Raw genomic sequence first — 23,671 nt, 5'->3', positions numbered from 1 at the left:
CGCGGGGATACAGGTGTGTCAAACCAGCGCCAGCGTGACCAACACCGTCATTTCCAGCAGCTCCAACATCGCCCCTGCCGTGTCGCCAGTGCTGCCGCCCAAACGCTGCAACATCAATCGACGCAGCCAGAAAAAACCCGCCGTACCGACCAGCAATGCCCAAACGCCAGCCCAGCCGGACACCAGCACGCAGCCAAGCGCCGTCAGGCCCAGCACCTGCACGCCCAGCGCTCGCGGCAGATGATCGGCCAGCGCCTGCCCCAAACCTCCGGCGCGGACGTAAGGCGTATCGAGGAACAACCCCAGCATCGCGGCGCGGCCAATAACGGGCGCCAACAACAGAGCAATGCTGTGATGTCCATCGATCAGCGCGACGATCGCCGTGAATTTCAGCACCAGCACGATCACCAGCGTCACCACAGCAATCGGCCCACTGCGGGGGTCCTTCATGATCGTCAGAGTCCGTTCGCGGTCGCCGTAACCGCCGAGCCAGGCGTCGGCGCTGTCGGCCAGGCCATCCAGATGCAGTCCGCCACTGAGCAGCACCCAGGCCGCCAGCAATAGTGCGGCGTGCAGCAACTGCGGCGCGCCGTCGAGCAAGAGATGCAAGGCCATCAGGATCGAACCGAACAGCACGCCCACCAACGGATAAAACAGCAGCGAACGCCCCATCGCTTGAGGCGCGGGCATGCCCGGCAGTCGAATCGGCAGACTGCTGAGAAACTGCAGGGCGATCCAGAACGGCAGCATCTACACCTCCGTCAGCGCGCAATCCGCGTCGACATTCAGCCCGAACAAGCCGCCATGCCCGACGACCACTTGCAGCAATTGCTCACGGGGCAGCCCGCGGGCCTGAGCCAGCAACAGCCGCATTACCCCGCCATGACTGATCAGCAGAATCCGCTCACCATCGTGCTTTTGCTGAAGACGCAGGACAGCGCCACACACCCGTTCGGAAAACGCCGACACCGGCTCGCCGTTGGGCGGCGTAAAGGTGTAGGGGTTTTCCCAAAAACGCCCTAGCCCTTCGGCATCGGTTTCCATTAACTGCGCAGTACTGACGCCCTCCCAATCGCCGAAATGCAGCTCCTGCAGATCGGGCTCCAGGCTCATCGGCAGCGACAATTGCGACGACAGCTGCTCGGCAAATCGCGCACAGCGTTGCAGGGGCGAGCTGGCAATACGCTGCCACGCCGCGGGGTTCGCTACCGCGTCGCGCATCTGCTGCCAACCGAGGGAGGTCAAGGCATCGTCCAGACTGCCGCGCAGGCCGCCACCGCGTTCGGTTTCGCCGTGGCGCAGCAGGTCCAGACGCAAGGTCATGCCGGGCGATCCGCCACCGCTGCTTCGGCGAAGGTCGCCATGCCGTTGTGCAGCTCACAGGCCAGGCGCAACAACGGCACCGCCAATGCCGCACCACTGCCCTCGCCCAGCCGCAGCCCCAGATCCAGCAGCGGATCGGCCTCCAGGGTTTCCAGCACATGACGATGCCCCGGCTCGGCCCCACGATGGCCGAAGAGCAACCATTGGCGGCAACACGGGTTGAGCCGCACCGCGACCAGCGCCGCCACCGTGCAGATGAAACCGTCCACCAGCGCGGCCATCCCTTCCTGGGCACAGGCCAGATAAGCGCCCACCAGCGCCGCCACTTCAAACCCGCCCAACGCACGCAGGCTGCCCAACGCATCGCCGGATTGAGCTGCGTGCAGTTGCAGCGCCTGCTCGATGACCTGAGCCTTGTGATTGATGCCCTGCGCATCCAGCCCAGTGCCGGGACCGACCAGCAACGGCGCTGGGCAGTTGAGCAACGAGCACGCGAGTGCGCTGGCCACCGTGGTATTGCCGATGCCCATTTCGCCACCGATGAACAGCTCAGTGCCTGCCGCCTTGGCCCGCAGCACGCTGTCGCGCCCGCCCGCCAGAGCGCCTTCCAGTTGCGCTTGGGTCATCGCCGGGCCGTTGGCAAAGTTGGCTGTGCCAGCACCGAGGTTCAGGTGACGCACACCCGGCAGATTCAGCGGCGAAACGGTGCCCAGATCGACGACGTCCAACTGCGCCGAGAGCTGTTTGGCCAACACACTGATCGCCGCGCCGCCCATGATGAAGTTGTGCAGCATCTGTCCGGTGACTTCCTGGGGATACGCCGAAACCCCTTGGGCGACCACGCCGTGATCACCGGCGAAAATCGCGATCCAGACCTTATCGACCTTGGGTTTGACCCGCCCCTGCAAACCGGCCAGCTGCACCGCAACCGCTTCCAGCTGGCCCAGTGAACCGGTTGGCTTGGTCAGCTGCTGCTGCCGGGCCAACGCCTGCTCGCGACTTTCTTCATTTATTTCATGGGTAGGGTTGAGCCACCAGGCATTACTCATAGTGCGGATCCTTTGAGGGTCATGGGCAGTCCGGCGACGGTGAACACCACGCGCTGGCAACGCTCGGCCAGCGTCTGATGCAGCCAGCCGGCCTCATCGACGTAACGACGGGTCAGCTCGCCGAGGGGCACGACGCCCAGCCCGGTTTCGTTGCTGACGAATATGATGTGTCCGGGCAATTGCGCCAGGCAGTCGAGTAAGGCATCGCGCTCCTGCGCCAGTCGCTGCGGATCGTCCAGCATCAGCAGATTGGTCAGCCATAGCGTCAGGCAGTCCACCAAGAGGCAGCGATCGGTCCCTGCGTTTTCTTTCAATACACGGGCCAGTTCGAGCGGTTCTTCGACCAGTCCCCAGCTGTCCGGACGACGCTGACGATGCATCGCCACGCGTTGATTCATCTCCCCGTCCAGCGGTTGACTGGTAGCGATATAAATCACCTCCAGCCCGCTTTCGTCAGCCAATTTTTCAGCCAGCCGACTCTTGCCGGAGCGCGCACCGCCGAGGATCAATTGCTGCATCAGGTTGGCTCCAGGCCGCAGAGTTCACGCAGTAGCCTGCCGTTCAGATGTTGCTCCACCAGATCGGCCAGCCGCTCGATGTCGCGTTCGCGCAGGGCGTGGTAATCGACCTGCTGCACGTTCTGCAAACCAGCCCAGCGCAACAAGGCGCTGCTGGAGGCCGGGTTTTCGAACAGCCCGTGCAGATAGGTACCGAGCACTTGGCCGTCAGCACTTTGCGCGCCGTCGCAGCGGCCATCGCTGAGCTGCACCAGAGGGTTTTCCAGCGCTGGCCCGGTGGTCACGCCCACATGAATCTCGTAGCCTGTGATCTCGGCGTCTTCCAGATTCAGTCGGCCACGCACGTTACGCAGCTGTTTTTCTTCTTCCAGTACGGTGCTGATTGCCAGCAACCCCAACCCCGGACTTGAACCTGCGGCACCTTCAAGGCCCAGCGGGTCGTGCAATGTTTCACCCAACATCTGCAGCCCGCCACAGATGCCCAACACCTTGCCGCCGTAACGCAGATGACGACTGATGGCCGTGTCCCAGCCGCTGTTGCGCAGGTAGGTCAAATCACTGCGCACGCTCTTGGAGCCCGGCAAGATGATCAGATCGGCAGAGGGAATTGTCTGGCCCGGCCCGATGAATTGCAGATTGACCTGCGGATGCAAACGCAGCGGATCGAAATCGGTGTGGTTGCTGATGCGCGGCAGCACCGGCACTACCACATTGAGGACTTGCTCGGCCTTGTCGGTCTGACGTTGATCGAGGCCGTCCTCGGCTTCCAGATGCAGGTCCATTACGTAGGGCAACACGCCGACCACCGGTTTACCGGTGCGCTGTTCGAGCCAGTCCAGGCCCGGCTGCAGCAAGGCGATGTCGCCGCGAAAACGGTTGATGATGAAGCCCTTCACGCGCGCCTGTTCGCTGGGCGAAAGCAGCTCCAGGGTGCCGACCAGATGCGCGAAAACGCCGCCACGATTGATATCGGCCACCAGCAACACCGGGCAATCCACCGCTTCGGCGAAGCCCATGTTGGCGATGTCGCCCGCGCGCAGATTGATTTCCGCGGGGGAGCCGGCTCCCTCAACCATCACTACCCGCCAGCCCGCGCTCAGCCGTTGGTGGGAGGCGAGCACCGCTTGCATGGCGATGGCCTTGTAGTCGTGATAGGCGACGGCGTTCATGGTCGTCACCGCGCGACCGTGAATGATCACCTGCGCGCCGGTGTCGCTGTTGGGTTTTAGCAGTACCGGGTTCATGTCGGTGTGCGGCTCCAGGCCACACGCCTGGGCCTGTACCGCCTGCGCGCGCCCGATCTCGCCACCGTCAGCGGTCACCGCGCTGTTAAGTGCCATGTTCTGAGGTTTGAACGGCACCGTGCGCACGCCCTGTCGCGTCAGCCAGCGGCACAGCGCAGTCACCAGGGTGCTCTTGCCTGCATCCGAGGTAGTCCCCTGCACCATCAGGGTTCTGCCGGTAGCTAGAGTATTCATGCACGCTCCCGAGAAAATTCACTCAACGCCTGGTCCAGGCGCTGCCAATCGGCTTCATCGCGCGGCAGGCCGAAACGCAGGCTGTTGTTGTGCAGCGCGTTGTTCAGAAAGATGCGCAGCAGAATCCCGCGCCGGGCGCAGAATTCGTGCAGCTCGGCGGCCTGGGGCGTGATCAGCCATTGAAACAGCGCGCAGCCGCCCTGTGGAGCGAAGCCGTAGCGGGTCAGCAACGCAAGCAGGCGCTCGCTGGCGGCTTCCGTGCGCGCGCGCTGCAGTCGATGGCCTTCAAAATCGTCAAGACAGACCCGGCCGAGAATGCGTGTAGGGCCACTAACCGACCAAGGCCCGATCTGTCTGGCCAACACCTTGAGAAAACGCGACTCGGCCAGTACGAACCCCAGCCGCACACCCGCCAGACCAAAGAACTTGCCGAACGAGCGCAGAACGATCACACCAGGGCGTTGGGTCTCGGCGGCAAGGCTAAGATGCGGCGTGTTGTCCATGAACGCTTCGTCCACCACCAGCCAGCCGCCGCGCTGGGCCAGTCGAGCGTGCCATTCCAGAAGGCGTCCGGGGGTCAGGCTCAGGCCCGTGGGATTGTTGGGGTTGACCACCACCAGCACGTCGAGTACATCGATGAAACGCTCGACCTCATGCTCCAGCACTTCGCGCACCAGAAAGCCATTACTGCGCCAGGCTTCGGCGTGTTCGGCATAACACGGCGACAGCACGCCGACCTTGCCCGCCTGACGCAAACGCGGCAGCGCCTGAATCGCCGCCTGGGATCCGGCCACTGGCAGCAGATCCGCAGCCCCGTAATACAACCGAGCCGCGCTCTCCAGACCGTCATCGGTTTCCGGCAGACGCGCCCACGCCGACACCGGGATTGGCGGGATCGGCCACGGCCAGGGCGCGATGCCACTGGACAGGTCGAGCCAATCCGCCTCATCGATGCCGTATCTGGCCACCGCTCCACGCAATCGACCGCCGTGCTCAAGCATAGAACTCAGTCCCCAGACATAGGATCAGCAGCCACAGCCACACGCCGCGCTGCACCAGTTGCCAGCCACGATCGATGGAATTCGCATCGGCAGGTGCGCCCTCGCCCAGTTGCGAACGTTGATGCAACTCGCCGTGATAGATCGCCGCCCCGCCCAGTTCGACACCCAGCGCACCTGCGCCCGCGGCCATCACCGGGCCTGCGTTGGGACTGTCCCATTTCGGCCCCTGTGTGCGCCAGCAACGCAGGGCCAGTCGGGTTTTGCCCAGCAGCGCGTAGGTCAACGCCACGAGACGCGCGGGAATGTAGTTAAGCAGGTCGTCGATTTTGGCTGCGGCCCAACCGAAACGCTCGAAACGCTCGTTGCGATAGCCCCACATGGCGTCCAGCGTATTGCTCAGGCGATAGAACACCACACCCGGCGCACCCAGTACGACGAACCAGAAGATCGCGGCGAACACCGCGTCGCTGCCGTTTTCCAGCACCGACTCAGTAGCGGCGCGGGCGACTTCGGTGGCGTCCAGGTCCGAGGTCCGGCGACTGACCAGATAGCCGACGCGTTGGCGAGCCTCGGCAAGATCATCACTGCGCAGGGCCTGCGCCACCGGCTGGACGTGCTCCCCCAGGCTGCGCAGCCCAAGCGCGCAATACAGCGTCGCCACTTCCACCAGCCAACCGACGTAGGGCAGCCAGCTGAAAAAAGTCACCAGCAGGGTCAGCGGAATGACCGCGATGAACCAGGCCGTGACGCCGTGACTGCGCCAGCCGCGGCCGCTGGCGTTGAAACGTTGCTCGATGCGCTCGGCATATCGGCCGAACGCCACCAGCGGGTGGTTTCGTTTTGGCTCGCCGAGCAGCGCATCCAGCGCAACCCCGGCAACGCTCAATAACGCCACGCTCATGAATTCACTCCCCATGTGTTCTCAAAGACCAGCTCTTGCAGGGGCCGCGCCTGCGCCCAGCCTTCCAGTACCAGCATCGGCGCCGGATAGAATTCCTTGACCGGCCCCAGGCACAGAATTGCCAAGGGCTTAGAACCGGTTGGCATCTGCAGCAGATCGGCCAGTGCCTGAGGCTCGAACAGCGATACCCAGCCCATCCCCAAGCCCTCGGCACGGGCCGCCAGCCACAGGTTCTGAATGGCGCAAGACAACGATGCGATGTCCATTTCCGGCAAGGTTCGACGTCCGAAGATGTGCTTCTCGCGGTCGTCCATCAGCGCGGCGACCAGCACCTCGGCGCAATCGTTGATGCCTTCGACCTTGAGTTTCATGAAGTCATTGGAACGCTCGCCGAGGGCATCGGCGGTGCGAATCCGTTCCTCTTCCACCTGCGCCTGAATCTGGCCACGCAACTGACGGTCGCTGATCCGAATGAAGCGCCATGGCTGCATCAGCCCGACGCTGGGCGCGTGATGCGCGGCTTCCAGTAACCGCGCCAGCAGCTCGGGCGCCAGCGAGCCGCCGCTGAAATGACGCATGTCCCGGCGCTCGGCAATGGCCCGATAGACGGCAGCGCGCTCGGCTTCGCTGAAGGTGCGGTCAGTCATGATTGCCCCAACAGGCAAGAAAACGCAGAACTTTCAGGCGCCGATTACCCTGTGGGGGCGAGCTTGCTCGCGAAGAGGCCATTGCAGACGCTAAAAATGGTTCGAATGGACCGGCCCCTTCGTGAGCAAGCTCACTCCCACGGGCCCGCGTTGGTGCCAGACACAAATACGTATTCATGGCAAAAACAGCGCCGCCATCGCCCGTGGATTGGATGGGAAATAGAAGTGTACGTAGGATGCGGTCATTCGCCCTTCCCGATACACCGCCTCGGCGCCACGCCCACCGTTGGGGCTGACGCCACGGGCGATCGGCGTCAGTTCGGTGCTGGTCAATGAATGATGATAAGTGTGTCCACGCAATGTACCCTCCGGCAATGCCACAGACTGCAAGGCCAACGCGGCCAGGCGCTTGTGCATCACCGCTTCGCCCTTGAACAGGCCCACCAGCTCGGCGCGCTGGCCATCGACGTCAGTCAAGGCATCCAGCAGATAGAGCATCCCGCCGCATTCGGCCAGCAGCGGTTTGCCAGCCGTGTGATGGGCGCGAATGGCCTGCAGCATCGACTGGTTCTGGCCCAGCGCCACATGATGCAGTTCAGGGTAGCCACCGGGCAGGTACAGGCTGTGCGCATCGGGCAATTGCTGATCCCGAATCGGAGAAAAGAACAGCAACTCGGCGCCCATCTGCCGCAGCAGATCCAGACTGGCGCCGTAGGTAAACGCGAAAGCTTCGTCATGAGCGACGGCGATGCGCACGCCTTCAAGCAAAGGCTCGGCGGATACGATGTCCGGCGCTTCGAAGGTCACGGCAGGCGGCAAGGTGGCGTCGCAGGTGCTGGCCAGTGCTGCCGCCGCCGCATCGAGCCGCACGTCCAGGTCATTGAGCTCACTGGCCTGCACCAACCCCAGATGGCGGCTCGGCAACTCGATACCGGTTTCCCGCGACAACGCGCCATACCAGCGTAAGCCCTCTGTCAGGCTGCCTTCGAGCAACTGCGCATGACGCACGGTGCCGACCCGATTGGCCAGCACGCCGGCAAATGGCAGATCGGGTTGATAACGTGCCAGGCCCAAGGCCAGTGCGCCGAAGGTCTGGGCCATCGCAGTGCCGTCGATCACGCCCAGCACGGGTACGCCGAAACGCCGCGCCAGATCGGCACTCGAAGGCGTGCCGTCGAACAGGCCCATGACGCCTTCGATCAGGATCAGGTCGGCATCGGCGGCGGCTTCCCACAGCAGCCGACGGCTCTCGTCTTCGCCGACCATCCACATGTCCAACTGATAAACCGGGTTGCCGCTGGCGCGTTCAAGAATCATCGGGTCGAGAAAATCCGGCCCGCATTTGAATACCCGAACCTTGCGCCCCTGGTTGCGGTGCAGACGCGCCAGTGCAGCCGTGACGGTAGTCTTGCCCTGGCCGGAGGCGGGCGCGGCGATCAACACCGCCGGGCAGTACCGAGGCTGGCTCATGAACGCTCACTCACAATTCGATACCCTTCTGCGCCTTGATCCCGGCTTGAAACGCGTGCTTGATCACGCCGATCTCGGACACGGTATCGGACAAGTCGATCAGCTCCTGTTTGGCGCCGCGTCCGGTGATAACCACATGCTGCATCGGCGGACGCGCCTGCAGATCGCTGAGCACCTGCTCAAGATCCAGATAGCCGTGCTTGAGGGCGATGTTCAGTTCGTCGAGGATCACCAGACCGATCTCGGGATTGCGCAGCAACGCCTGAGTCACCACCCACGCGGCTTCGGCGGCGGCGATGTCGCGCTGACGGTCTTGAGTTTCCCAGGTAAACCCCTCGCCCATGACGTGATAACGCACCTGATCGGCAAAGCGGCGGAAGAACAGTTCCTCGCCGGTGGCATTGCGGCCCTTGATGAACTGCACGACGCCGCATTGCATGCCGTGCCCCATGGCCCGCGCAAGCATGCCGAAGGCCGAGCTGCTCTTGCCTTTGCCGTTGCCGGTCAGGACCAGCAGCAAGCCGCACTCGTTGGGCGCGCTGGCAATGCGTTCGTCCATCACCGCCTTTTTGCGCTGCATGCGCGCCAGGTGGCGTTCGTCACGTTCGGGGGATTCGCTCATCCGGGCTCTCCGCTTGAGGGCAGGTGTGGCAAACGGAAGGCAAAGACTGACAGCAGGCGCCGAGCTGAATGGCCCGAGCCTGCGCAGAGCATCGCCCTCCGTGATGCTGTTGAATGGATCAGGCCGGTCTCCGGACTCATGAGCTGGTACACAAGCCGCGCGCCTTCCCATGTTCGAGGAACACAGTGGCATCGTGCGGGGCCTTGACTCATTTACCGTTGCGGAGGCAGCGCCGGGATTGATCGCAAACGCGCTCGCACCGGCTTCCCTGTTTCACCCTGTTGATCGGCCGTGGCCGCGGGCACCTGAAACAATCGGCGAAGGTTAGTGGGTTGACCCCACAGCGTCAATCGAAGCGGCCACTGTTCTGAGGTTGAACCGACACCTGTGAACGACCTCTACTCATAGACATGCGATTGCATGACTGCCAGGAAGGGAGTTCGATCATGTTCAAGCTAAAACCCCAGGTTGTGGTGTTGCTGTTGCTCGCCGGCGGGCTCGCGGCGTGCGGCGAATCTTCAAGGTTGCAGGTCTCGGACGGCATGGGACCGTCGCCCCAGCTGCCGGAACCGAACAAGACGCTGATTCCCACCGTCAACATCGCCCCGGCAGTCGGCTGGCCCGCAGGCGCCAAACCCACTGCCGCGCCTGGCACGCAAGTCGCCGCTTTCGCAGAAAACCTCGACCACCCGCGCTGGCTCTATGTGCTGCCCAACGGCGATGTTCTGGTGGCCGAAACCAACGCACCACCCAAACCCGATGACAGCAAAGGCATCAAGGGCTGGGTCATGAAGAAAGTCATGGGCCGCGCCGGCGCCGGGGTGCCGAGCGCCAACCGCATCACCTTGCTGCGCGATCAAGATCACGATGGCGTCGCAGAAACCCGCACCGTGTTCATCGATCATATGAATTCGCCGTTAGGCATGACGCTGGTGGGCAATGACTTCTATGTCGCCGACACCGACCGCCTGTTGCGCTTCAACTACACGTCGGGCGAAACCTCGATCAAGGGTGAGCCGCTGAAAGTCACCGACCTCCCCGGCGGCACGATCAATCACCACTGGACCAAAAACGTCATCGCCAGCAAGGACGGTAGCAAGCTGTACGTCACGGTGGGTTCCAACAGTAACGCCGGTGAAAACGGTCTGGATGCGGAAAAAGGCCGGGCGGCCATCTGGGAGGTGGACGCTGCGACAGGCAATCACCGGATATTCGCCTCCGGCCTGCGCAACCCCAACGGCATGGACTGGGACCCGAGCACCGGCAAACTGTGGACAGCGGTGAATGAGCGTGACGAAATCGGCAGCGATCTGGTGCCCGACTACGTGACTTCAGTTCAGGACGGCGCGTTTTGTGGTTGGCCGTTTAGTTACTACGGGCAGCATGTGGACATTCGCGTCTCGCCACAAAATCCGGAACTGGTGCAGAAGGCCATCGCTCCGGACTTCGCCGTCGGCCCGCACACTGCCTCCCTGGGCCTGGCGTTCGCCGACGGCAAATCCTTGCCTGCGCCGTTCAATGAAGGGTTGTTCGTGGGTCAGCACGGCTCCTGGAACCGCAATCCCCACAGCGGCTACAAGGTGTTGTTCGTGCCGTTCAAGGACGGCAAACCCAGCGGCACGCCGGTAGACCTGTTGAGCGGATTCCTCAACGCCGATGAAAAAGCACAAGGCCGCCCGGTTGGAGTGGTCAACGACAACAGAGGTGGGGTGTTGGTGGCCGACGATGTCGGCAACAAGATCTGGCGAGTTACGGCAGCGCGGACGGCGCAGACTTCCTCGCAATGAGCATCTGTAGGAGCGCGCTTGCCCGCGATGGCGTTAAGTCAAACAACGACGACCGAACACATCGCCATCGCGGGCAAGCGCTTCTACAGGACCCGGTGTTCACTTCGGCAAAACAGTGAACACGAAAAACACCTTAGAGCCAGGCTGTTTACTGCTTCGCCAGATTCGGAGGCTGAATCACGCGCTTGGCGTTGAGCCACGCTTTCTGCCAGTAAGGTTTGTCGAGGCTGTCGAGTTTCACGGTGCCGCCAGTCGCCGGGGCATGCACGAAGCGCCCTTCGCCGACGTAGATCCCGGCATGGCTCACGTTCGAGCCGCCACCGGTGGCGAAGAACACCAGATCACCGGTCTGCAATTGGCTGCGATCGATGTCCGGGCCGCGCAGGTTGATCATGTCGCGGGTCGATCGAGGCAAGACGATCCCTGCGGCGCCCTGATACACGTACCCGATCAAGCCACTGCAATCGAATCCCGAATCCGGCGTGTTTCCGCCCCAACGATACGGCGTGCCCACCAGCCCAATGGCACGCAGCAGCACATCATCAGCGACGGGAGATGAAAATTGAGAGGGAGCAGAGACCACAGGCCTGGAAACGACCTTGGGTCGGGATGGCGGTGGATTGCTGGAGCAAGCAGCCAGCAATACAGCCAGTGAGGTAACGGCCAGGCGCGTAAACGACATAAACACAACAACCCCTGAGGATGCGGCTTACTCTGCAGGATCGCGCGCAACCGGGATTTCCCCGGTCGCGCGCCCAAAGTAGGGGATGTTGCCGTCTCTACACGGCCTTAGCACGGCCACGTTGCGCGCCAAATCCCGCCCGGCGTCATTGAAGGACTTGAGAAAGGAGTGACCATCCTCGGTGTCCTTCGCCTCGCCGGACAGGATTTGGCTCAGCAACGCGGCTCGCGCTGAGACGGCAACAGTTCCTACTACCGGTGTTGGCGCTTGATTGTAGTCGAAGTCATCGCAGTCGTTGTTTCTGGAACCTTGGCAGGTGCCATGGCCAATGCGCGCTTGGCTTCGATGAATGTGCGGGCCCAGTAAGCATCGTCGAGACTGTCGACGCGCACACCGCCACTGCGACGGCTGCTGGAGTGGATGAACTGGTCATCGCCCAGATAGATGCCGGCATGGCTCACACGACCGCGGCCTGCGGTGCTGAAGAACAGCAGATCGCCTGGCTTGAGGTCATTGCGCTTGACCAGAGGGGCATCGATATTGACCATATCGCGAGAAGAACGCGGCAGGCTCATGCCGGCCTCTTCACGGAACAGATAACCGATGAAGCCGCTGCAATCGAAACCCGAAGTAGTCGAGGTACCACCGAAACGGTAACGGGTACCGATCAACGATTTGCCACGCTCAAGAATGCTGTCAGCCAGAACCGGCAACTGATACGGTTTCGCGTCAGCAAACTGGGCCAGTTCATCTTCGGTGGCGATTTCGTCATCCAGAACCGAAGACGAATAGTCGACACGCTTGGCGGTTTGAGCGGTGGCAGAGTCCTTTAATTGCGGATTCTGCGACTGTTGTTGCGACGCTGGCATCTGGGCCGCGCAGCCGAACAGCAGCGTTACGAGTGCGAGAGGCACGAGGGGTGCGAAGCGATTTAGCATGGGCACGACCGTGGCTAATGTGTAAAGAAGCCGAGACTATGCCCTCTATCGTCGCCATTTGCAAATTCAATCGAATTAAATGTGACTTACCAGGTCTTCCATCACATCTAAGGCTCTACACCTCAGAAATGCATCCATGTGAATGGAGTGATCGGTCGATGAAGGGTTTATCTCCGCGGTAAAGCCTCCTGTAATCCGCGTGCGCAGCATCGGCTCGTGAATATAAGGAAAGCTGGCAGTGGTTCCGATGCTGAGCACAGCATCAAAGCCTTTTGCCATCTCTGCATACAGCACGTTCAATGCCAGCTCTGGCAGCATCTCCTGAAACAAGACGACCGGCGGTCGCAACACGCCGTGGCAGTGCGCGCATAACGGCGGCAACGGGCGCTGCAAGTGTTCGCTCAATTGCGGGTCTTCGGCGCCGCAGGACTGACAGTAGAGCGGCGCCAACTGGCCGTGGATTTCGATCAGTCGCTCGGGCGGGCTGCCCGCGGCGCGGTGGTATCCGTCGACATTCTGCGTCAATACCCAGCACTCAGGCTTGCGCCGCTGAAGCTGCGCGATGGCATAGTGCGCCGCATTGGGCTGCCCGCCCAGGCAAGCGCTGCCTAATTGGGCAATGTATTTCCAGCACAGCGCGGGATCCCGACGCAACATCGGACCGGACAGGGCCATCTCGATCGGCAGCCCGTCGTCGGTCTGACTGTTATAAAGGCCACCCACGCCTCGATAGGTCGGAAGCCCCGAATCAGCCGAAAGCCCGGCGCCGGTGATGATCAGAATGCGTTCGGCGTGGCGCAAGGCCGCAGCGGTCTGCAGCACCAGCGCTGGATCGACCGCAATGCCGATCACCAGCCCAGCGTCTCTTTAAGGAAAGGAATGGTCAGCTTGCGCTGGGCCTGCAGCGAGGCCTGGTCGAGTTCTTCGAGCAGATCGAACAGCGCGCTCATGCTGCGCTTTCCTCGGGTGAGGATAAAATGGCCCACTTCGTCGGTCAGGTGCAGACCTCGACGCGAGGCGCGCAACTGCAGGGCGCGGAGTTTTTCTTCGTCCGACAGCAGGCGCATCTGGAACACCAGCGCCATGGTCAGTCGTGACTTGAGGTCCGCCAGCTTGACCGGCAACTCCCGCGGCGAACACGATGCCGCGATCAGCAGACGACGGCCGCTGTCCCGCAAGCGGTTGAACAGATGAAACAGCGCCTCTTCCCATTCAGGCTTGCCGACCACCACTTGCAGGTCGTCCAGACATACCAACTCGTACTGCTCCAGATGATCGAACAACTCGACGCCTTCATCGATGACTTCGGCCATTGGCAGGTAAACGGCAGGTTCGCCCATTTGCTCGAAACGCAGGCAGGCGGCTTGCAGAAGATGCGTACGCCCTACTCCATGCTTGCCCCAGAGGTAAATGAGGCTTTCGGTCCACCCGGCGTCGGCTTCGCACAGGCGCTCGACATAGCCGAGCGCAGCGGCATTGGCACCTGGATAGTAATTGATGAAGGTGGCGTCATCACGCAGACGCACACTCAGGGGCAGCTGAACTGGTTTCATGCTGGCTGAACGGTTCAATGACGAACCGCCAAGGGCCTCTGTGTAAAGTGTGCAAAGTTTATACCCGCAAGGCGGGTCGCACAATGCGCCAGACGGCCTGCAAAATCAAAGGGTTGCGTCTATCGCGGGCCAGGTGGCGGATTCAGGCGCTCTACTGGCCGGAAAAAAGAGGGCCTGATCCGAGCAGATCATCTGCTGCACGCAAACTGTGGGGGCGAGCGTGCTCACGAAACCGTCGAATCAATCAATACAAATTCACTGATGGACCGTATTCGTGAGCAAGCTTACTCCCACAGGACGGGGATCAGCTAAAGATCCGGATCTTCCATCCCACCGTAAATATCCGAATCCTTGTACAGATCGTGAACGTGCCGCACCAGCACCATGATCACCGCCGCCACTGGCAGCGCCAGCAGGATGCCGGTGAAACCGAACAACTCCCCGCCCGCCAGAATCGCGAAGATCACCGCCACCGGGTGCAAACCGATGCGATCACCCACCAGCAGCGGCGTCAGCACCATGCCTTCCAGCGCCTGCCCGACCATGAACACCGCGACGATGCCCAGCATCGGATACAGGTCTCCGCCGAACTGGAACAGGCCCGCCAGAATCGCCGAGCCAATGCCGATCACGAAGCCCATATACGGAACGATGGCTGCCAGACCGGCGATCACGCCAATCAGCAGCCCCAGTTCGAGACCGACCAGCATCAGGCCGGCCGCGTAAATCACGCCCAATGCGACCATTACCAGCAACTGGCCGCGAATGAACGCCCCCAGCACCTCATGACATTCATCGGCCAGCGCGACGATTTTCTTCTCGCGGTGACGCGGCAACAGGCTGCGCACCTTGGCCATCATCACATCCCAGTCCCGCAGCAGGTAGAAGCAGACCACAGGGATCAGCACCAGATTGGTCAGCCAGCCGATCAAGGCCAGCGTCGACGTGGTCGCCTGCGCCAGCACGATGCCGACGATATCGCCGGTCTGCCCCATGTGCTCGGAGATCGCCGCCTTGACCTTGTCGAACTTCCAGAAACCGTCCGCCAGCCCAAGTTTGGCCTGGGTCCACGGCAACGCGGTGTGCTGTAGCCAATCGAGAATCTGCGGCGCCAGCTCGTACAAGCGATACAACTGCTTGGCGAGCATCGGCACCAGCACCAACATCAGTCCCAGGAATATGAGGGTAAAAATCACGAACACTGTCACCACACTCAGGGTGCGCGACATTTTCAGTTTTTCCAGCCGATCCGCCAGGGGATCGCCCATGTACGCCAGCAGCAACGCCACCAGAAACGGCGTGAGGATGGCGTGCAACAGCCAGACAAACAGACACAGCAGGACAACCCCGCCGAGCCAGAACCAACGACGCGTACCAGTCATTACTGCCCCTTCAATCCTATATGAAATGCTTTACGCAACGCCGTTATGAACCCGCTCACCAGCGGAAGTGCAGTGTTTGTGCAGCAGCCGGTGCTGGTGTCTGGGCTGCCCCCGGTACTACGCCCGGAGCAGGCGCTTGGCCGACATCGATCGGTGCGCTGGCGACTTCACCCGCCGGCACTTCCTGCAATTTGGCCAGCGACAACTGCGAGCGCAACTGGTCCGCACTCCCACTGACATCGAACACCACCCGGTCAGCATCCACCGACTTCAGACGACCGCCGAACGGCTCCAGCAGACGCCCCAACTGAGCGTAACGTTCCAGATTCATCCCCTGGACTTCCAGCGCCATGCTCGATGATGCGCCAGGCTTGACCACGAAACGCGGAGCCAGACGCTGGCTCACCGACAGCAGTACGGCGTCGGCCAATTCTGCAGAACTCGCGCCAGTCGCACTGCCCTGCTCCATCTTGTCGCCCAGCCACAGGTGCCACTTACCCTGCCACTGGCCGCCATTTTCCTGGGCGTGAACAGCGAGAATGGCGTCCGAACCATAACGCTCGGATGCCTGTTTGAGCGGCGCAACATCACTGCCGTCCAGTGTCTTGGCATTGCCGATACCCTGCTCGCCCAGATCCGCCAGCGGCAGACGCAACGGCAGGCCACGGTGCTGTGCGGCACGGCGCAGCGGCTCGGCGCTCGCCTGACCGTCGCCCACCAGATTGGCGCCATCGGTTGCATCATTCAGCCACCAGGCCATGATCACCGGACGATTCGAGCCCCACAACGACAGCCCGGCCTGGCGCAACGCCCGCTCGGTGCTCGCCGGGTCGAAATCCACTTGCAGCGACTCGGGAGGCCCTGCGTCATAACCGTACTGGCTGATAATCTGCTGTGGATCCTTGCGCACTTCGGCAAGGGCCGGGCCTTGCGCGGCCTTGGGGTCGCCGGTCAGACGAATGACCAGGGTCTCCAGCGCAGCCTGAGTGGCTCGGGTTTTCTCGTCGGGAGTCTGCCCGCTGACGGGCTCGCGCACCTGATAGAGATTGTTCACCGTCTCGGCCAGGGCCGGGAGGCTCATGAGGGACAGACAACCTACGAACAGGCAGTTTTTCAGGCGCATAAAGATTCCCAGGAAACAAAAATCGCAGCTTATTTATAGCTGCATGAAAATGACTGGCTCGACTCAGACCGCACAACGGCCCGAATCGCTCACTATGGAGACGAAGTTACACCTTTTATCCTCCTCCGACGAACGGCCCGACCCCGATCAACCGGCTTATTTTTTCTTCATCATGCTTCTACCTGTCGGCCCAAGGATGGCCGCCTTGGCCCAACCCTGATAAAATCGCGCGCCTTCGCAGACCGGCGATGACACGGCCACGCGCCGCTCCCACTCGGTCGTTACCCCGAATCCCCCCTAAAGGCCTGGATCATGAGCAAGCAACCCTCCCTGAGCTACAAAGACGCCGGTGTAGACATCGACGCCGGTGAAGCATTGGTCGAACGCATCAAGAGCGTTGCCAAGCGCACCAAGCGCCCGGAAGTCATGGGCGGCCTGGGTGGCTTCGGCGCGCTGTGTGAAATTCCGGCTGGCTACAAACAACCTGTGCTGGTCTCCGGTACGGACGGCGTCGGCACCAAGCTGCGTCTGGCACTGAACCTGAACAAGCACGACAGCATCGGTATCGATCTGGTCGCCATGTGCGTCAACGACCTGGTGGTCTGCGGTGCCGAGCCGCTGTTCTTCCTGGATTACTACGCCACCGGCAAGCTGAACGTCGACACCGCCGCTCAGGTCGTGACTGGCATCGGCGCGGGTTGCGAGCTGGCCGGCTGCTCGCTGGTCGGCGGCGAAACCGCTGAAATGCCAGGCATGTACGAAGGCGAAGACTACGATCTGGCCGGCTTCTGCGTCGGCGTCGTGGAAAAGGCCGAGATCATCGACGGCTCGAAAGTCGCCGCAGGCGATGCCCTGATCGCCCTGCCGTCTTCCGGTCCACACTCCAACGGCTACTCGCTGATCCGCAAGATCATCGAAGTCTCCGGCGCCAACATCGAAACCATCCAGCTGGACGGCAAGCCATTGACCGACCTGCTGATGGCGCCGACCCGCATCTACGTCAAGCAACTGCTCAAGCTGATCAAGGACACCGGCGCGGTCAAGGCCATGGCCCACATCACCGGCGGCGGCCTGCTGGACAATATCCCGCGCGTACTGCCAGAAGGCGCACAAGCGGTGGTCGACGTGGCGAGCTGGACCCGTCCTGCGGTGTTCGACTGGCTGCAAGCACAAGGCAACGTCGACGAACATGAAATGCACCGCGTCCTGAACTGCGGCGTCGGCATGGTCATCTGCGTCGCGCAGGAACACGTCGAAGCGTCGCTCAACGCCCTGCGTGAAGCAGGCGAGCAGCCTTGGGTCATCGGCCAGATCGGCATCGCTGCCGAAGGCGCTGCGCAAGTCGAGCTGAAGAACGTCAAGGCACACTGATGCCCGAGGTAGTGAAGCCTGAGGCAGTGAAGCCTGACGTGTCGAAGCCTGACACGCCCCAACCTTGTGATGTAGTGGTGTTGCTGTCAGGCACCGGCGGTAACCTGCAAGCGATGATCGACAGCTTTCAGGACGGTTCAAGCCCGGCTCGCATCCGCGCGGTGATTTCCAACCGCGCCGATGCCTACGGGCTTGAGCGCGCAAACAACGCGGGCATCGAAACCCGCGTTCTCGATCACAAAGCCTACGAAGGTCGCGAGGCCTTCGATACGGCGCTGATCGAACTGATCGACTCATTCGCGCCGAAGCTGGTGGTACTCGCCGGTTTCATGCGCATCCTCACCCCTGCCTTCGTGCGTCACTACCACGGGCGGCTGTTGAACATTCACCCTTCCCTGCTTCCGCTGTATAAAGGCTTGCACACGCATCAACGCGTGCTGGAGGCTGGCGATGCGCAGCACGGCTGCAGCGTGCACTTCGTCACCGAGGAACTCGATGGGGGGCCTCTGGTCGTACAAGCTGTTATTTCGGTAGAGTTGCACGACACGCCGACGACACTGGCGCGAAGGGTTCACACCCAGGAACACCTGATTTACCCGCTGGCAATCCGCTGGTTCGCCGAGGGCCGTCTGGCTCTGAGCGAACATGGCGCATCACTGAACGGCCAGCTACTGGGGCCCTGCGGCCATTTGCTTCCGGCCACCTAATTCAAACAGGAGATATTATGCGTCGCGCTTTGCTCTTCGCTTTCGCTCTGTTCGCACTTCCTGCGGTCAATGCGGCAGACCTTCAACCTTTCTCCGCGAGCTACACCGCAGATTTCAAACAGCTGCCTGTGGGCGGCGGCAGCGCCACACGCAGCCTGGAAAAGAACGCCGACGGCACTTGGACCCTGAGCTTCAAGGCTTCGATGATGATCGCCAGCCTGACTGAAGTCAGTACGCTGAAGGTCGACAAGGATCAGTTGCTGCCGCAGACCTACCACTTCGAACGTGGCGGCCTGGGCAAGAGCAAGACAGTCGATCTGGCGTTTGGCTGGGATACGAAATTCATCACTGGAACCGACCGTAACGATGCGGTGAAAATCCCGCTGAACGCGGGTGTTCTGGACAAATCCACTTACCAGTTGGCGCTGCAGCATGATGTCGCTGCGGGCAAGAAAAGCATGACCTATCAGGTTGTGGATGGTGATGAGGTCGATACCTATGACTTCCGTGTGCTGGGTACTGAAAAAGTCGCCACCAAGGTGGGTTCGGTCGATGCGATCAAGGTCGAACGCGTGCGTGATCCAACGCAGAACAAGCGCATCACTGTGATGTGGTTCGCCAAGGACTACGACTATCTGCTGGTTCGTTTGCAGCAGGTTGAGACGGATGGGAAGGAATACAACATCATGCTGCAGGACGGCACGGTGAATGGTAAGTCGGTCAAGGGCAGCTGATTCAGGCTGTAATACGGCTTATGAAGAACCCCGTCGATTGGCGGGGTTTTTTGTGGGCGTGTATATTCGGCGCGGCGCGTGCGTCTACCTCAACGCTGGAAATCGTCATTTGCCCGGCGCTTGATGTTCCCCATTCCAACATGAAACTTTCTTCACACCCTCCAAATGAGTGCGACAAAACGCCGCACTCCCTGCAAAAACAGACAGTTAGCCATTGTTGCACGATCGGTAAATAACTCTTCCTGAAATCAATCATTTACTTAGCAAGCTATCAAAATTTATAAAGGAACCACTGCGACGTCCTGCCGTAGTTTTCAAAGAGTCAGGAGTTCTCACTATGACGGTTACTGTTACTGAACGCGACGACGCCCAAATCTCCCACGAAGCCATCGCCGATGGTATTCAGATCTGGGATGTCCGCCAGCAAGATCAGCTGGTAGGGATGTTTCATCATGAATCGGACGCACAGCGTTACGCAGCAGAGCTCGCGGCACTGGAAGCCAAGAAGGCGGCGAGCAACTCGTAATAACGGAATCGCGACAAAACAAAACCCGCCTAGGCGGGTTTTGTTGTCTCTGGGTTTACCACATCAAATCATCAGGGATCTTGTAAGCGGCATACGGATCGTCGCCACCATCCAACTCCTCGGTCGGCTCACTGAGCATCACGATGCGACGCGGATCACGCTCCTGAACCTTCAGCGCTGCCTCACGGGGAATCACCTCGTAAGTGCCACCGTGATGCACGATCGCCAACGAACCATTGCTCAGCTTGCTGCGCATCAGCGAGTTGACCGACAGACGCTTGACCTTCTTGTCGTCGACGAAGTTGTAGTAATCCTCGGTCGTCAACTTCGGCAGACGGGTCGCTTCGATCAGTTGCTTGACCTGCGCGGCGCGGGCCTTCTGTTCGGCCTTTTCCTGCTGCTGACGATTCAGCTCCTGGTCACGCCTGGCCTTCTCCGCCATGGCTTCCTGAGCGGCACGCTGGGCGGCGTCGTCAGCAGCGGCCTGGCCCTTGTGCACCAGACGCTGTTCTTTCTGCTTGGTCTTGGCGACCTGTTTGGCCTGCTTTTCGTTGACCAGACCTGCCTTGAGCAACTGGTCACGAAGGGAAATACCCGCCATTTATCTTCTCTCTCTCAATATTCAACTCAACCGCAGTTGGGCGTGTCTTTTTCCTGACGCTTGGCTTCGCCCCAGAGCGCATCCATCTCTTCGAGGCTGCAATCTTCGATGGGGCGGCCGGTTTCGCGCAAGGCCTGTTCGATAAAACGAAAACGCCGCTCGAATTTGCCGTTGGCGGCATGCAAGGCATTTTCCGGGTCGACCTTGAGATGACGGGCCAGGTTGACCACCACGAACAGCAGGTCGCCAATCTCTTCATGGATGCCTGCGGTGTCGTTGTCGGCCATGGCTTCAAGGACTTCGCCGAGTTCTTCACGCACCTTGTCGATCACCGGCAAGGCTTCGGGCCAGTCGAAACCGACCTGAGCCGCGCGCTTCTGCAACTTGGCCGCTCGCGACAATGCCGGCAACACGTTTGGCACGTCATCGAGCAGGGACAGCTGCTCCGGCACATGCGCCTTTTGGGCGCGCTCTTCAGCCTTGATCTCTTCCCAGCGATGCTTGACCTGATCTTCGCTCAGGGCCGGCGTTTCCAGCGGCGCATACAGATCGCCCGTGGGAAATACATGGGGATGACGGCGAATCAGTTTGCGGGTGATGCCATCGACCACGCCGTCGAACTCGAACCGTCCTTCTTCACGCGCCAGTTGGCAGTAATACACCACCTGAAACAGCAGATCACCCAACTCGCCACGCAAGTCATCAAAATCGCCACGCTCGATGGCATCAGCGACTTCATAGGCCTCTTCGAGGGTGTGCGGCACGATGGTCGCGTAGTTCTGCTTCACGTCCCACGGGCAGCCGTACTGCGGGTCGCGCAGGCGGGCCATGAGGTTCAGCAGGTCCTGGAGTGAGTACATGAGGGTCCTATGGCAATTCCAACGTTTGGCATCTGGTGGCTGTACTGCCCCTTTCGCAAGCAAGCTCGCTCCCACGGGTAAGTGTTATTCCCTGTGGGAGCGAGCTTGCTCGCAAAGGCGTCAACGCAGCCCCATCAGCTTCAAGGCGTTCTGTTACGCCGCGTCTCAATGATGTTCGGCAACTGCGAAATCCGTCCCAACAACCGGCCCAACGCATCCAGCCCCGGAATCTCGATGGTCAGCGACATCAGTGCCGTGTTGTCTTCCTTGTTCGAGCGGGTATTGACCGCCAATACGTTGATGCGCTCGTTGAGCAGCACCTGAGACACATCACGCAGCAGGCCGGAGCGGTCGTACGCGCGGATGATGATATCCACCGGGTAGGTGAGTACCGGCACCGGGCCCCAACTGACCTGGATGATCCGCTCAGGCTCGCGTCCGGCCAGCTGCAATACCGAGGCGCAATCCTGACGGTGAATGCTCACGCCGCGGCCCTGGGTGATGTAACCGACGATGGCATCGCCCGGCAGCGGCTGGCAGCAGCCCGCCATCTGCGTCATCAGGTTGCCGACGCCCTGGATCTGAATGTCGCCACGCTTGCCCGGTTTGTAACCGGTCGCCTTGCGCGGAATCAGCTCCAGCTGTTCGTTGCCGCGTTCCGGCTCGACCAGTTGCTGCGCCAGGTTAACCAATTGCGCCAGACGCAAATCGCCAGCCCCGAGGGCGGCGAACATATCTTCGGCGATCTTCATGTTGGCTTTTTCCGCCAACTTGTCGAAGTCCACCTGCGGCAGCGCCAGACGCGCCAGTTCGCGCTCGAGCAGGATCTTGCCGGCCGCGACGTTCTGATCGCGGGCCTGCAGTTTGAACCAGTGAACGATCTTCGCCCGCGCCCGGGAAGTGGTGATGTATCCCAGGTTCGAGTTCAGCCAGTCGCGGCTCGGCGTGCCGTGCTTGCTGGTAATGATCTCGACCTGCTCACCGGTCTGCAGGCTGTAGTTGAGCGGCACGATGCGCCCGTTGATCTTCGCGCCACGGCAGTTGTGGCCAATCTCGGTGTGCACACGATAGGCGAAATCCAACGGCGTCGCGCCCTTGGGCAGGTCAATGGCATGGCCGTCCGGGGTGAACACATAGACCCGATCCGGCTCGATATCGACGCGCAATTGCTCGGCCAGACCGCCGATGTCGCCCAGTTCCTCATGCCACTCCAGCACTTGGCGCAGCCAGGAGATTTTCTCTTCGTAGTGATTGGAGCTGGATTTGACGTCGGTGCCCTTGTAGCGCCAGTGGGCGCAGACGCCGAGTTCGGCCTCTTCGTGCATGGCGTGGGTGCGTATCTGCACTTCCAGCACCTTGCCTTCCGGGCCGATGACCGCGGTGTGCAGCGAGCGATAGCCGTTTTCCTTGGGGTTGGCGATGTAGTCGTCGAACTCCTTGGGAATGTGCCGCCACAGGGTGTGGACGATGCCCAGCGCGGTGTAGCAATCGCGCATTTCCGGCACCAGCACGCGCACGGCGCGAACGTCGTAGATCTGGCTGAATTCCAGGCCCTTGCGCTGCATTTTGCGCCAGATCGAATAGATGTGTTTGGCCCGACCGCTGATGTCGGCCTTGACCCCGGTGGCCAGCAGTTCGTTTTCCAGCTGCGACATCACATCGGTGATGAAGCGTTCGCGATCGAGGCGGCGCTCATGCAACAGCTTGGCGATCTGCTTGTATTGCTCAGGCTCCAGATAGCGGAAGGACAGGTCCTCCAACTCCCACTTGATGTGGCCGATGCCGAGACGATGGGCCAGCGGTGCATAGATGTCGAAGACTTCCCGGGCGACCCGGTTGCGCTTCTCGTCGTCGGTGTTCTTCACCGCGCGAATGGCGCAGGTCCGCTCGGCGAGCTTGATCAGCGCCACGCGCACGTCATCGACCATAGCCACCAGCATCTTGCGCAGGTTTTCCACCTGGGCCTGAGTGCCGAGCACCAACGATTGACGAGGACTGAGACTGGCACTGATCGCTGCCATGCGCAGCACGCCGTCGATCAGCTTGGCCACGGTCGGACCAAAACGCTGGCCGACGTCGGGCAGGGGAATCTTGCCTTCACGCACCCCGCGGTAAAGTACGGCCGCGATGAGCGAATCCTGGTCGAGCTTGAGGTCGGCCAGGATTTCAGCGATTTCCAGGCCCGTCTGAAAACTCGACGTGCCTTCCGCCCAGAGGTTCTTGGCGGCGTTGTCCTGTTGCTCGGCTTGCCGGGCAAATTCACAGGCCTCTTTCAAAGCCTGTCGGTCCACTGCGAGGTCGACGCTGACCACATGATCGAGCCATGCGTCGAGATTGATACTGCCGTCTGTGTTTATCGGCTGGTGTGCTCTCACCTGTACCATGTTGCTTACCTTCC

At 61.2% G+C, this 23,671-nt stretch carries 24 protein-coding genes and 1 riboswitch; of the genes, 5 read left to right on the top strand and 19 right to left on the bottom strand.

The genetic code is table 11. The annotated features are described in order from the left end of the window. Positions 1 to 18: 18 nt before the first annotated feature. From CE491_RS14585 to cobO, 10 genes are all read right to left on the bottom strand, one after another. Positions 19 to 750 (bottom strand): adenosylcobinamide-GDP ribazoletransferase, encoded by a 732-nt coding sequence (locus tag CE491_RS14585; RefSeq protein ID WP_110949027.1) that lies wholly within the window; start codon positions 748 to 750, stop codon positions 19 to 21. Then, a complete protein-coding gene (cobC, locus tag CE491_RS14580; RefSeq protein ID WP_110949026.1) occupies positions 751 to 1,323 on the bottom strand; it encodes an alpha-ribazole phosphatase family protein in 573 nt (190 codons plus the stop codon). After that, positions 1,320 to 2,372, bottom strand: coding sequence for a nicotinate-nucleotide--dimethylbenzimidazole phosphoribosyltransferase (gene cobT / locus CE491_RS14575; RefSeq protein ID WP_110949025.1), 1,053 nt, complete (start codon positions 2,370 to 2,372; stop codon positions 1,320 to 1,322). The genes cobC and cobT overlap by 4 nt, the downstream gene beginning before the upstream one ends. After that, on the bottom strand, positions 2,369 to 2,890 hold the full coding sequence (gene cobU, locus CE491_RS14570; RefSeq protein ID WP_110949024.1) for a bifunctional adenosylcobinamide kinase/adenosylcobinamide-phosphate guanylyltransferase: 522 nt from the start codon (positions 2,888 to 2,890) through the stop codon (positions 2,369 to 2,371). Before cobU ends, cobT begins: the two co-directional genes overlap by 4 nt. Continuing rightward, positions 2,890 to 4,368 (bottom strand): cobyric acid synthase, encoded by a 1,479-nt coding sequence (locus CE491_RS14565; protein ID WP_110949023.1) that lies wholly within the window; start codon positions 4,366 to 4,368, stop codon positions 2,890 to 2,892. The genes cobU and CE491_RS14565 overlap by 1 nt, the downstream gene beginning before the upstream one ends. Beyond that, positions 4,365 to 5,369 carry a threonine-phosphate decarboxylase CobD gene (cobD, locus tag CE491_RS14560; RefSeq protein ID WP_110949022.1) on the bottom strand — a complete coding sequence of 335 codons (1,005 nt, stop codon included), beginning with the start codon at positions 5,367 to 5,369 and terminating at the stop codon, positions 4,365 to 4,367. The genes CE491_RS14565 and cobD overlap by 4 nt, the downstream gene beginning before the upstream one ends. Then, positions 5,362 to 6,270, bottom strand: a complete 909-nt coding sequence (cbiB, locus tag CE491_RS14555; protein ID WP_110949021.1) for an adenosylcobinamide-phosphate synthase CbiB — start codon at positions 6,268 to 6,270, stop codon at positions 5,362 to 5,364. The genes cobD and cbiB overlap by 8 nt, the downstream gene beginning before the upstream one ends. Then, positions 6,267 to 6,917 (bottom strand): 5,6-dimethylbenzimidazole synthase, encoded by a 651-nt coding sequence (bluB, locus tag CE491_RS14550; RefSeq protein ID WP_110949020.1) that lies wholly within the window; start codon positions 6,915 to 6,917, stop codon positions 6,267 to 6,269. Before bluB ends, cbiB begins: the two co-directional genes overlap by 4 nt. A gap of 174 nt (positions 6,918 to 7,091) precedes the next feature. After that, complete coding sequence (locus CE491_RS14545; protein WP_110949019.1) at positions 7,092 to 8,387, bottom strand: cobyrinate a,c-diamide synthase; 1,296 nt, start codon at positions 8,385 to 8,387, stop codon at positions 7,092 to 7,094. 10 nt (positions 8,388 to 8,397) lie between these two features. Next, complete coding sequence (gene cobO / locus CE491_RS14540) at positions 8,398 to 9,009, bottom strand: cob(I)yrinic acid a,c-diamide adenosyltransferase (protein WP_110949018.1); 612 nt, start codon at positions 9,007 to 9,009, stop codon at positions 8,398 to 8,400. Between the two features lie 104 nt (positions 9,010 to 9,113). Next, a riboswitch (cobalamin riboswitch) is annotated at positions 9,114 to 9,333 on the bottom strand. Positions 9,334 to 9,455: 122 nt separating this feature from the next. Between cobO and CE491_RS14535 the strand changes: the two genes are divergently transcribed. Next, a complete protein-coding gene (locus tag CE491_RS14535; protein WP_110949017.1) occupies positions 9,456 to 10,796 on the top strand; it encodes a PQQ-dependent sugar dehydrogenase in 1,341 nt (446 codons plus the stop codon). A gap of 148 nt (positions 10,797 to 10,944) precedes the next feature. Here the strand turns inward: CE491_RS14535 and CE491_RS14530 are convergent, their stop codons facing one another. The 6 genes from CE491_RS14530 to CE491_RS14500 all read right to left on the bottom strand — a co-directional run bounded on the left by CE491_RS14530 (position 10,945) and on the right by CE491_RS14500 (position 16,474). Continuing rightward, positions 10,945 to 11,478 carry a C40 family peptidase gene (locus CE491_RS14530; RefSeq protein WP_110949016.1) on the bottom strand — a complete coding sequence of 178 codons (534 nt, stop codon included), beginning with the start codon at positions 11,476 to 11,478 and terminating at the stop codon, positions 10,945 to 10,947. Positions 11,479 to 11,729: 251 nt separating this feature from the next. Continuing rightward, positions 11,730 to 12,416: a C40 family peptidase gene (locus CE491_RS14520; RefSeq protein ID WP_110949014.1), complete on the bottom strand. Its 687-nt coding sequence runs from the start codon at positions 12,414 to 12,416 to the stop codon at positions 11,730 to 11,732. Positions 12,417 to 12,491: 75 nt separating this feature from the next. Then, positions 12,492 to 13,259 (bottom strand): NAD-dependent deacylase, encoded by a 768-nt coding sequence (locus CE491_RS14515; protein ID WP_234407600.1) that lies wholly within the window; start codon positions 13,257 to 13,259, stop codon positions 12,492 to 12,494. A gap of 5 nt (positions 13,260 to 13,264) precedes the next feature. Beyond that, complete coding sequence (gene hda, locus CE491_RS14510) at positions 13,265 to 13,969, bottom strand: DnaA regulatory inactivator Hda (protein ID WP_110949013.1); 705 nt, start codon at positions 13,967 to 13,969, stop codon at positions 13,265 to 13,267. Positions 13,970 to 14,277: 308 nt separating this feature from the next. Then, positions 14,278 to 15,351 (bottom strand): AI-2E family transporter, encoded by a 1,074-nt coding sequence (locus tag CE491_RS14505; protein WP_110949012.1) that lies wholly within the window; start codon positions 15,349 to 15,351, stop codon positions 14,278 to 14,280. Positions 15,352 to 15,406: 55 nt separating this feature from the next. Further along, positions 15,407 to 16,474 (bottom strand): DUF2066 domain-containing protein, encoded by a 1,068-nt coding sequence (locus CE491_RS14500; protein WP_110949011.1) that lies wholly within the window; start codon positions 16,472 to 16,474, stop codon positions 15,407 to 15,409. 312 nt (positions 16,475 to 16,786) lie between these two features. Between CE491_RS14500 and purM the strand changes: the two genes are divergently transcribed. From purM to CE491_RS14480, 4 genes are all read left to right on the top strand, one after another. After that, entirely contained in the window at positions 16,787 to 17,845 is a 1,059-nt protein-coding gene (gene purM / locus CE491_RS14495; protein WP_110949010.1) for a phosphoribosylformylglycinamidine cyclo-ligase, read from the top strand. Then, the gene (gene purN / locus CE491_RS14490) at positions 17,845 to 18,552 is read left to right on the top strand and encodes a phosphoribosylglycinamide formyltransferase (RefSeq protein ID WP_110949009.1); all 708 of its coding nucleotides are present in this window, start codon (positions 17,845 to 17,847) and stop codon (positions 18,550 to 18,552) included. Before purM ends, purN begins: the two co-directional genes overlap by 1 nt. Before the next feature lie 17 nt (positions 18,553 to 18,569). Further along, positions 18,570 to 19,286 carry a DUF3108 domain-containing protein gene (locus CE491_RS14485; RefSeq protein WP_110949008.1) on the top strand — a complete coding sequence of 239 codons (717 nt, stop codon included), beginning with the start codon at positions 18,570 to 18,572 and terminating at the stop codon, positions 19,284 to 19,286. Between the two features lie 337 nt (positions 19,287 to 19,623). Further along, a complete protein-coding gene (locus tag CE491_RS14480) occupies positions 19,624 to 19,812 on the top strand; it encodes a hypothetical protein (protein WP_110949007.1) in 189 nt (62 codons plus the stop codon). A gap of 55 nt (positions 19,813 to 19,867) precedes the next feature. Here CE491_RS14480 and CE491_RS14475 read toward each other — a convergent pair whose 3' ends face one another. From CE491_RS14475 to relA, 3 genes are all read right to left on the bottom strand, one after another. Further along, the gene (locus CE491_RS14475) at positions 19,868 to 20,413 is read right to left on the bottom strand and encodes a DUF2058 domain-containing protein (RefSeq protein WP_110949006.1); all 546 of its coding nucleotides are present in this window, start codon (positions 20,411 to 20,413) and stop codon (positions 19,868 to 19,870) included. Positions 20,414 to 20,439: 26 nt separating this feature from the next. Next, the gene (mazG, locus tag CE491_RS14470) at positions 20,440 to 21,273 is read right to left on the bottom strand and encodes a nucleoside triphosphate pyrophosphohydrolase (RefSeq protein WP_110949005.1); all 834 of its coding nucleotides are present in this window, start codon (positions 21,271 to 21,273) and stop codon (positions 20,440 to 20,442) included. 140 nt (positions 21,274 to 21,413) lie between these two features. Then, positions 21,414 to 23,657 carry a GTP diphosphokinase gene (gene relA, locus CE491_RS14465; protein WP_110949004.1) on the bottom strand — a complete coding sequence of 748 codons (2,244 nt, stop codon included), beginning with the start codon at positions 23,655 to 23,657 and terminating at the stop codon, positions 21,414 to 21,416. Positions 23,658 to 23,671: the final 14 nt, after the last annotated feature.

This window comes from Pseudomonas bohemica, assembly GCF_002934685.1.
Classification (GTDB): domain Bacteria; phylum Pseudomonadota; class Gammaproteobacteria; order Pseudomonadales; family Pseudomonadaceae; genus Aquipseudomonas; species Aquipseudomonas bohemica.
The sequence above is the reverse complement of the archived record's forward strand: the minus strand, read 5'-3'. Positions and strand labels throughout refer to the sequence as shown.

Coding starts and splice junctions, on each gene's coding strand:
- CE491_RS14585 (WP_110949027.1), bottom strand. CDS start 750: ATGCTGCCGTTCTGGATCGCCCTGCAGTTTCTCAGCAGTCTGCCGATT.
- CE491_RS14520 (WP_110949014.1), bottom strand. CDS start 12,416: ATGCTAAATCGCTTCGCACCCCTCGTGCCTCTCGCACTCGTAACGCTG.
- cobO (WP_110949018.1), bottom strand. CDS start 9,009: ATGAGCGAATCCCCCGAACGTGACGAACGCCACCTGGCGCGCATGCAG.
- cbiB (WP_110949021.1), bottom strand. CDS start 6,270: ATGAGCGTGGCGTTATTGAGCGTTGCCGGGGTTGCGCTGGATGCGCTG.
- cobT (WP_110949025.1), bottom strand. CDS start 2,372: ATGAGTAATGCCTGGTGGCTCAACCCTACCCATGAAATAAATGAAGAA.
- cobD (WP_110949022.1), bottom strand. CDS start 5,369: ATGCTTGAGCACGGCGGTCGATTGCGTGGAGCGGTGGCCAGATACGGC.
- CE491_RS14545 (WP_110949019.1), bottom strand. CDS start 8,387: ATGAGCCAGCCTCGGTACTGCCCGGCGGTGTTGATCGCCGCGCCCGCC.
- CE491_RS14565 (WP_110949023.1), bottom strand. CDS start 4,368: ATGAATACTCTAGCTACCGGCAGAACCCTGATGGTGCAGGGGACTACC.
- bluB (WP_110949020.1), bottom strand. CDS start 6,917: ATGACTGACCGCACCTTCAGCGAAGCCGAGCGCGCTGCCGTCTATCGG.
- CE491_RS14500 (WP_110949011.1), bottom strand. CDS start 16,474: ATGCGCCTGAAAAACTGCCTGTTCGTAGGTTGTCTGTCCCTCATGAGC.
- relA (WP_110949004.1), bottom strand. CDS start 23,657: ATGGTACAGGTGAGAGCACACCAGCCGATAAACACAGACGGCAGTATC.
- cobC (WP_110949026.1), bottom strand. CDS start 1,323: ATGACCTTGCGTCTGGACCTGCTGCGCCACGGCGAAACCGAACGCGGT.
- CE491_RS14505 (WP_110949012.1), bottom strand. CDS start 15,351: ATGACTGGTACGCGTCGTTGGTTCTGGCTCGGCGGGGTTGTCCTGCTG.
- hda (WP_110949013.1), bottom strand. CDS start 13,969: ATGAAACCAGTTCAGCTGCCCCTGAGTGTGCGTCTGCGTGATGACGCC.
- CE491_RS14475 (WP_110949006.1), bottom strand. CDS start 20,413: ATGGCGGGTATTTCCCTTCGTGACCAGTTGCTCAAGGCAGGTCTGGTC.
- mazG (WP_110949005.1), bottom strand. CDS start 21,273: ATGTACTCACTCCAGGACCTGCTGAACCTCATGGCCCGCCTGCGCGAC.
- purN (WP_110949009.1), top strand. CDS start 17,845: ATGCCCGAGGTAGTGAAGCCTGAGGCAGTGAAGCCTGACGTGTCGAAG.
- cobU (WP_110949024.1), bottom strand. CDS start 2,890: ATGCAGCAATTGATCCTCGGCGGTGCGCGCTCCGGCAAGAGTCGGCTG.
- CE491_RS14480 (WP_110949007.1), top strand. CDS start 19,624: ATGACGGTTACTGTTACTGAACGCGACGACGCCCAAATCTCCCACGAA.
- purM (WP_110949010.1), top strand. CDS start 16,787: ATGAGCAAGCAACCCTCCCTGAGCTACAAAGACGCCGGTGTAGACATC.
- CE491_RS14530 (WP_110949016.1), bottom strand. CDS start 11,478: ATGTCGTTTACGCGCCTGGCCGTTACCTCACTGGCTGTATTGCTGGCT.
- CE491_RS14485 (WP_110949008.1), top strand. CDS start 18,570: ATGCGTCGCGCTTTGCTCTTCGCTTTCGCTCTGTTCGCACTTCCTGCG.
- CE491_RS14535 (WP_110949017.1), top strand. CDS start 9,456: ATGTTCAAGCTAAAACCCCAGGTTGTGGTGTTGCTGTTGCTCGCCGGC.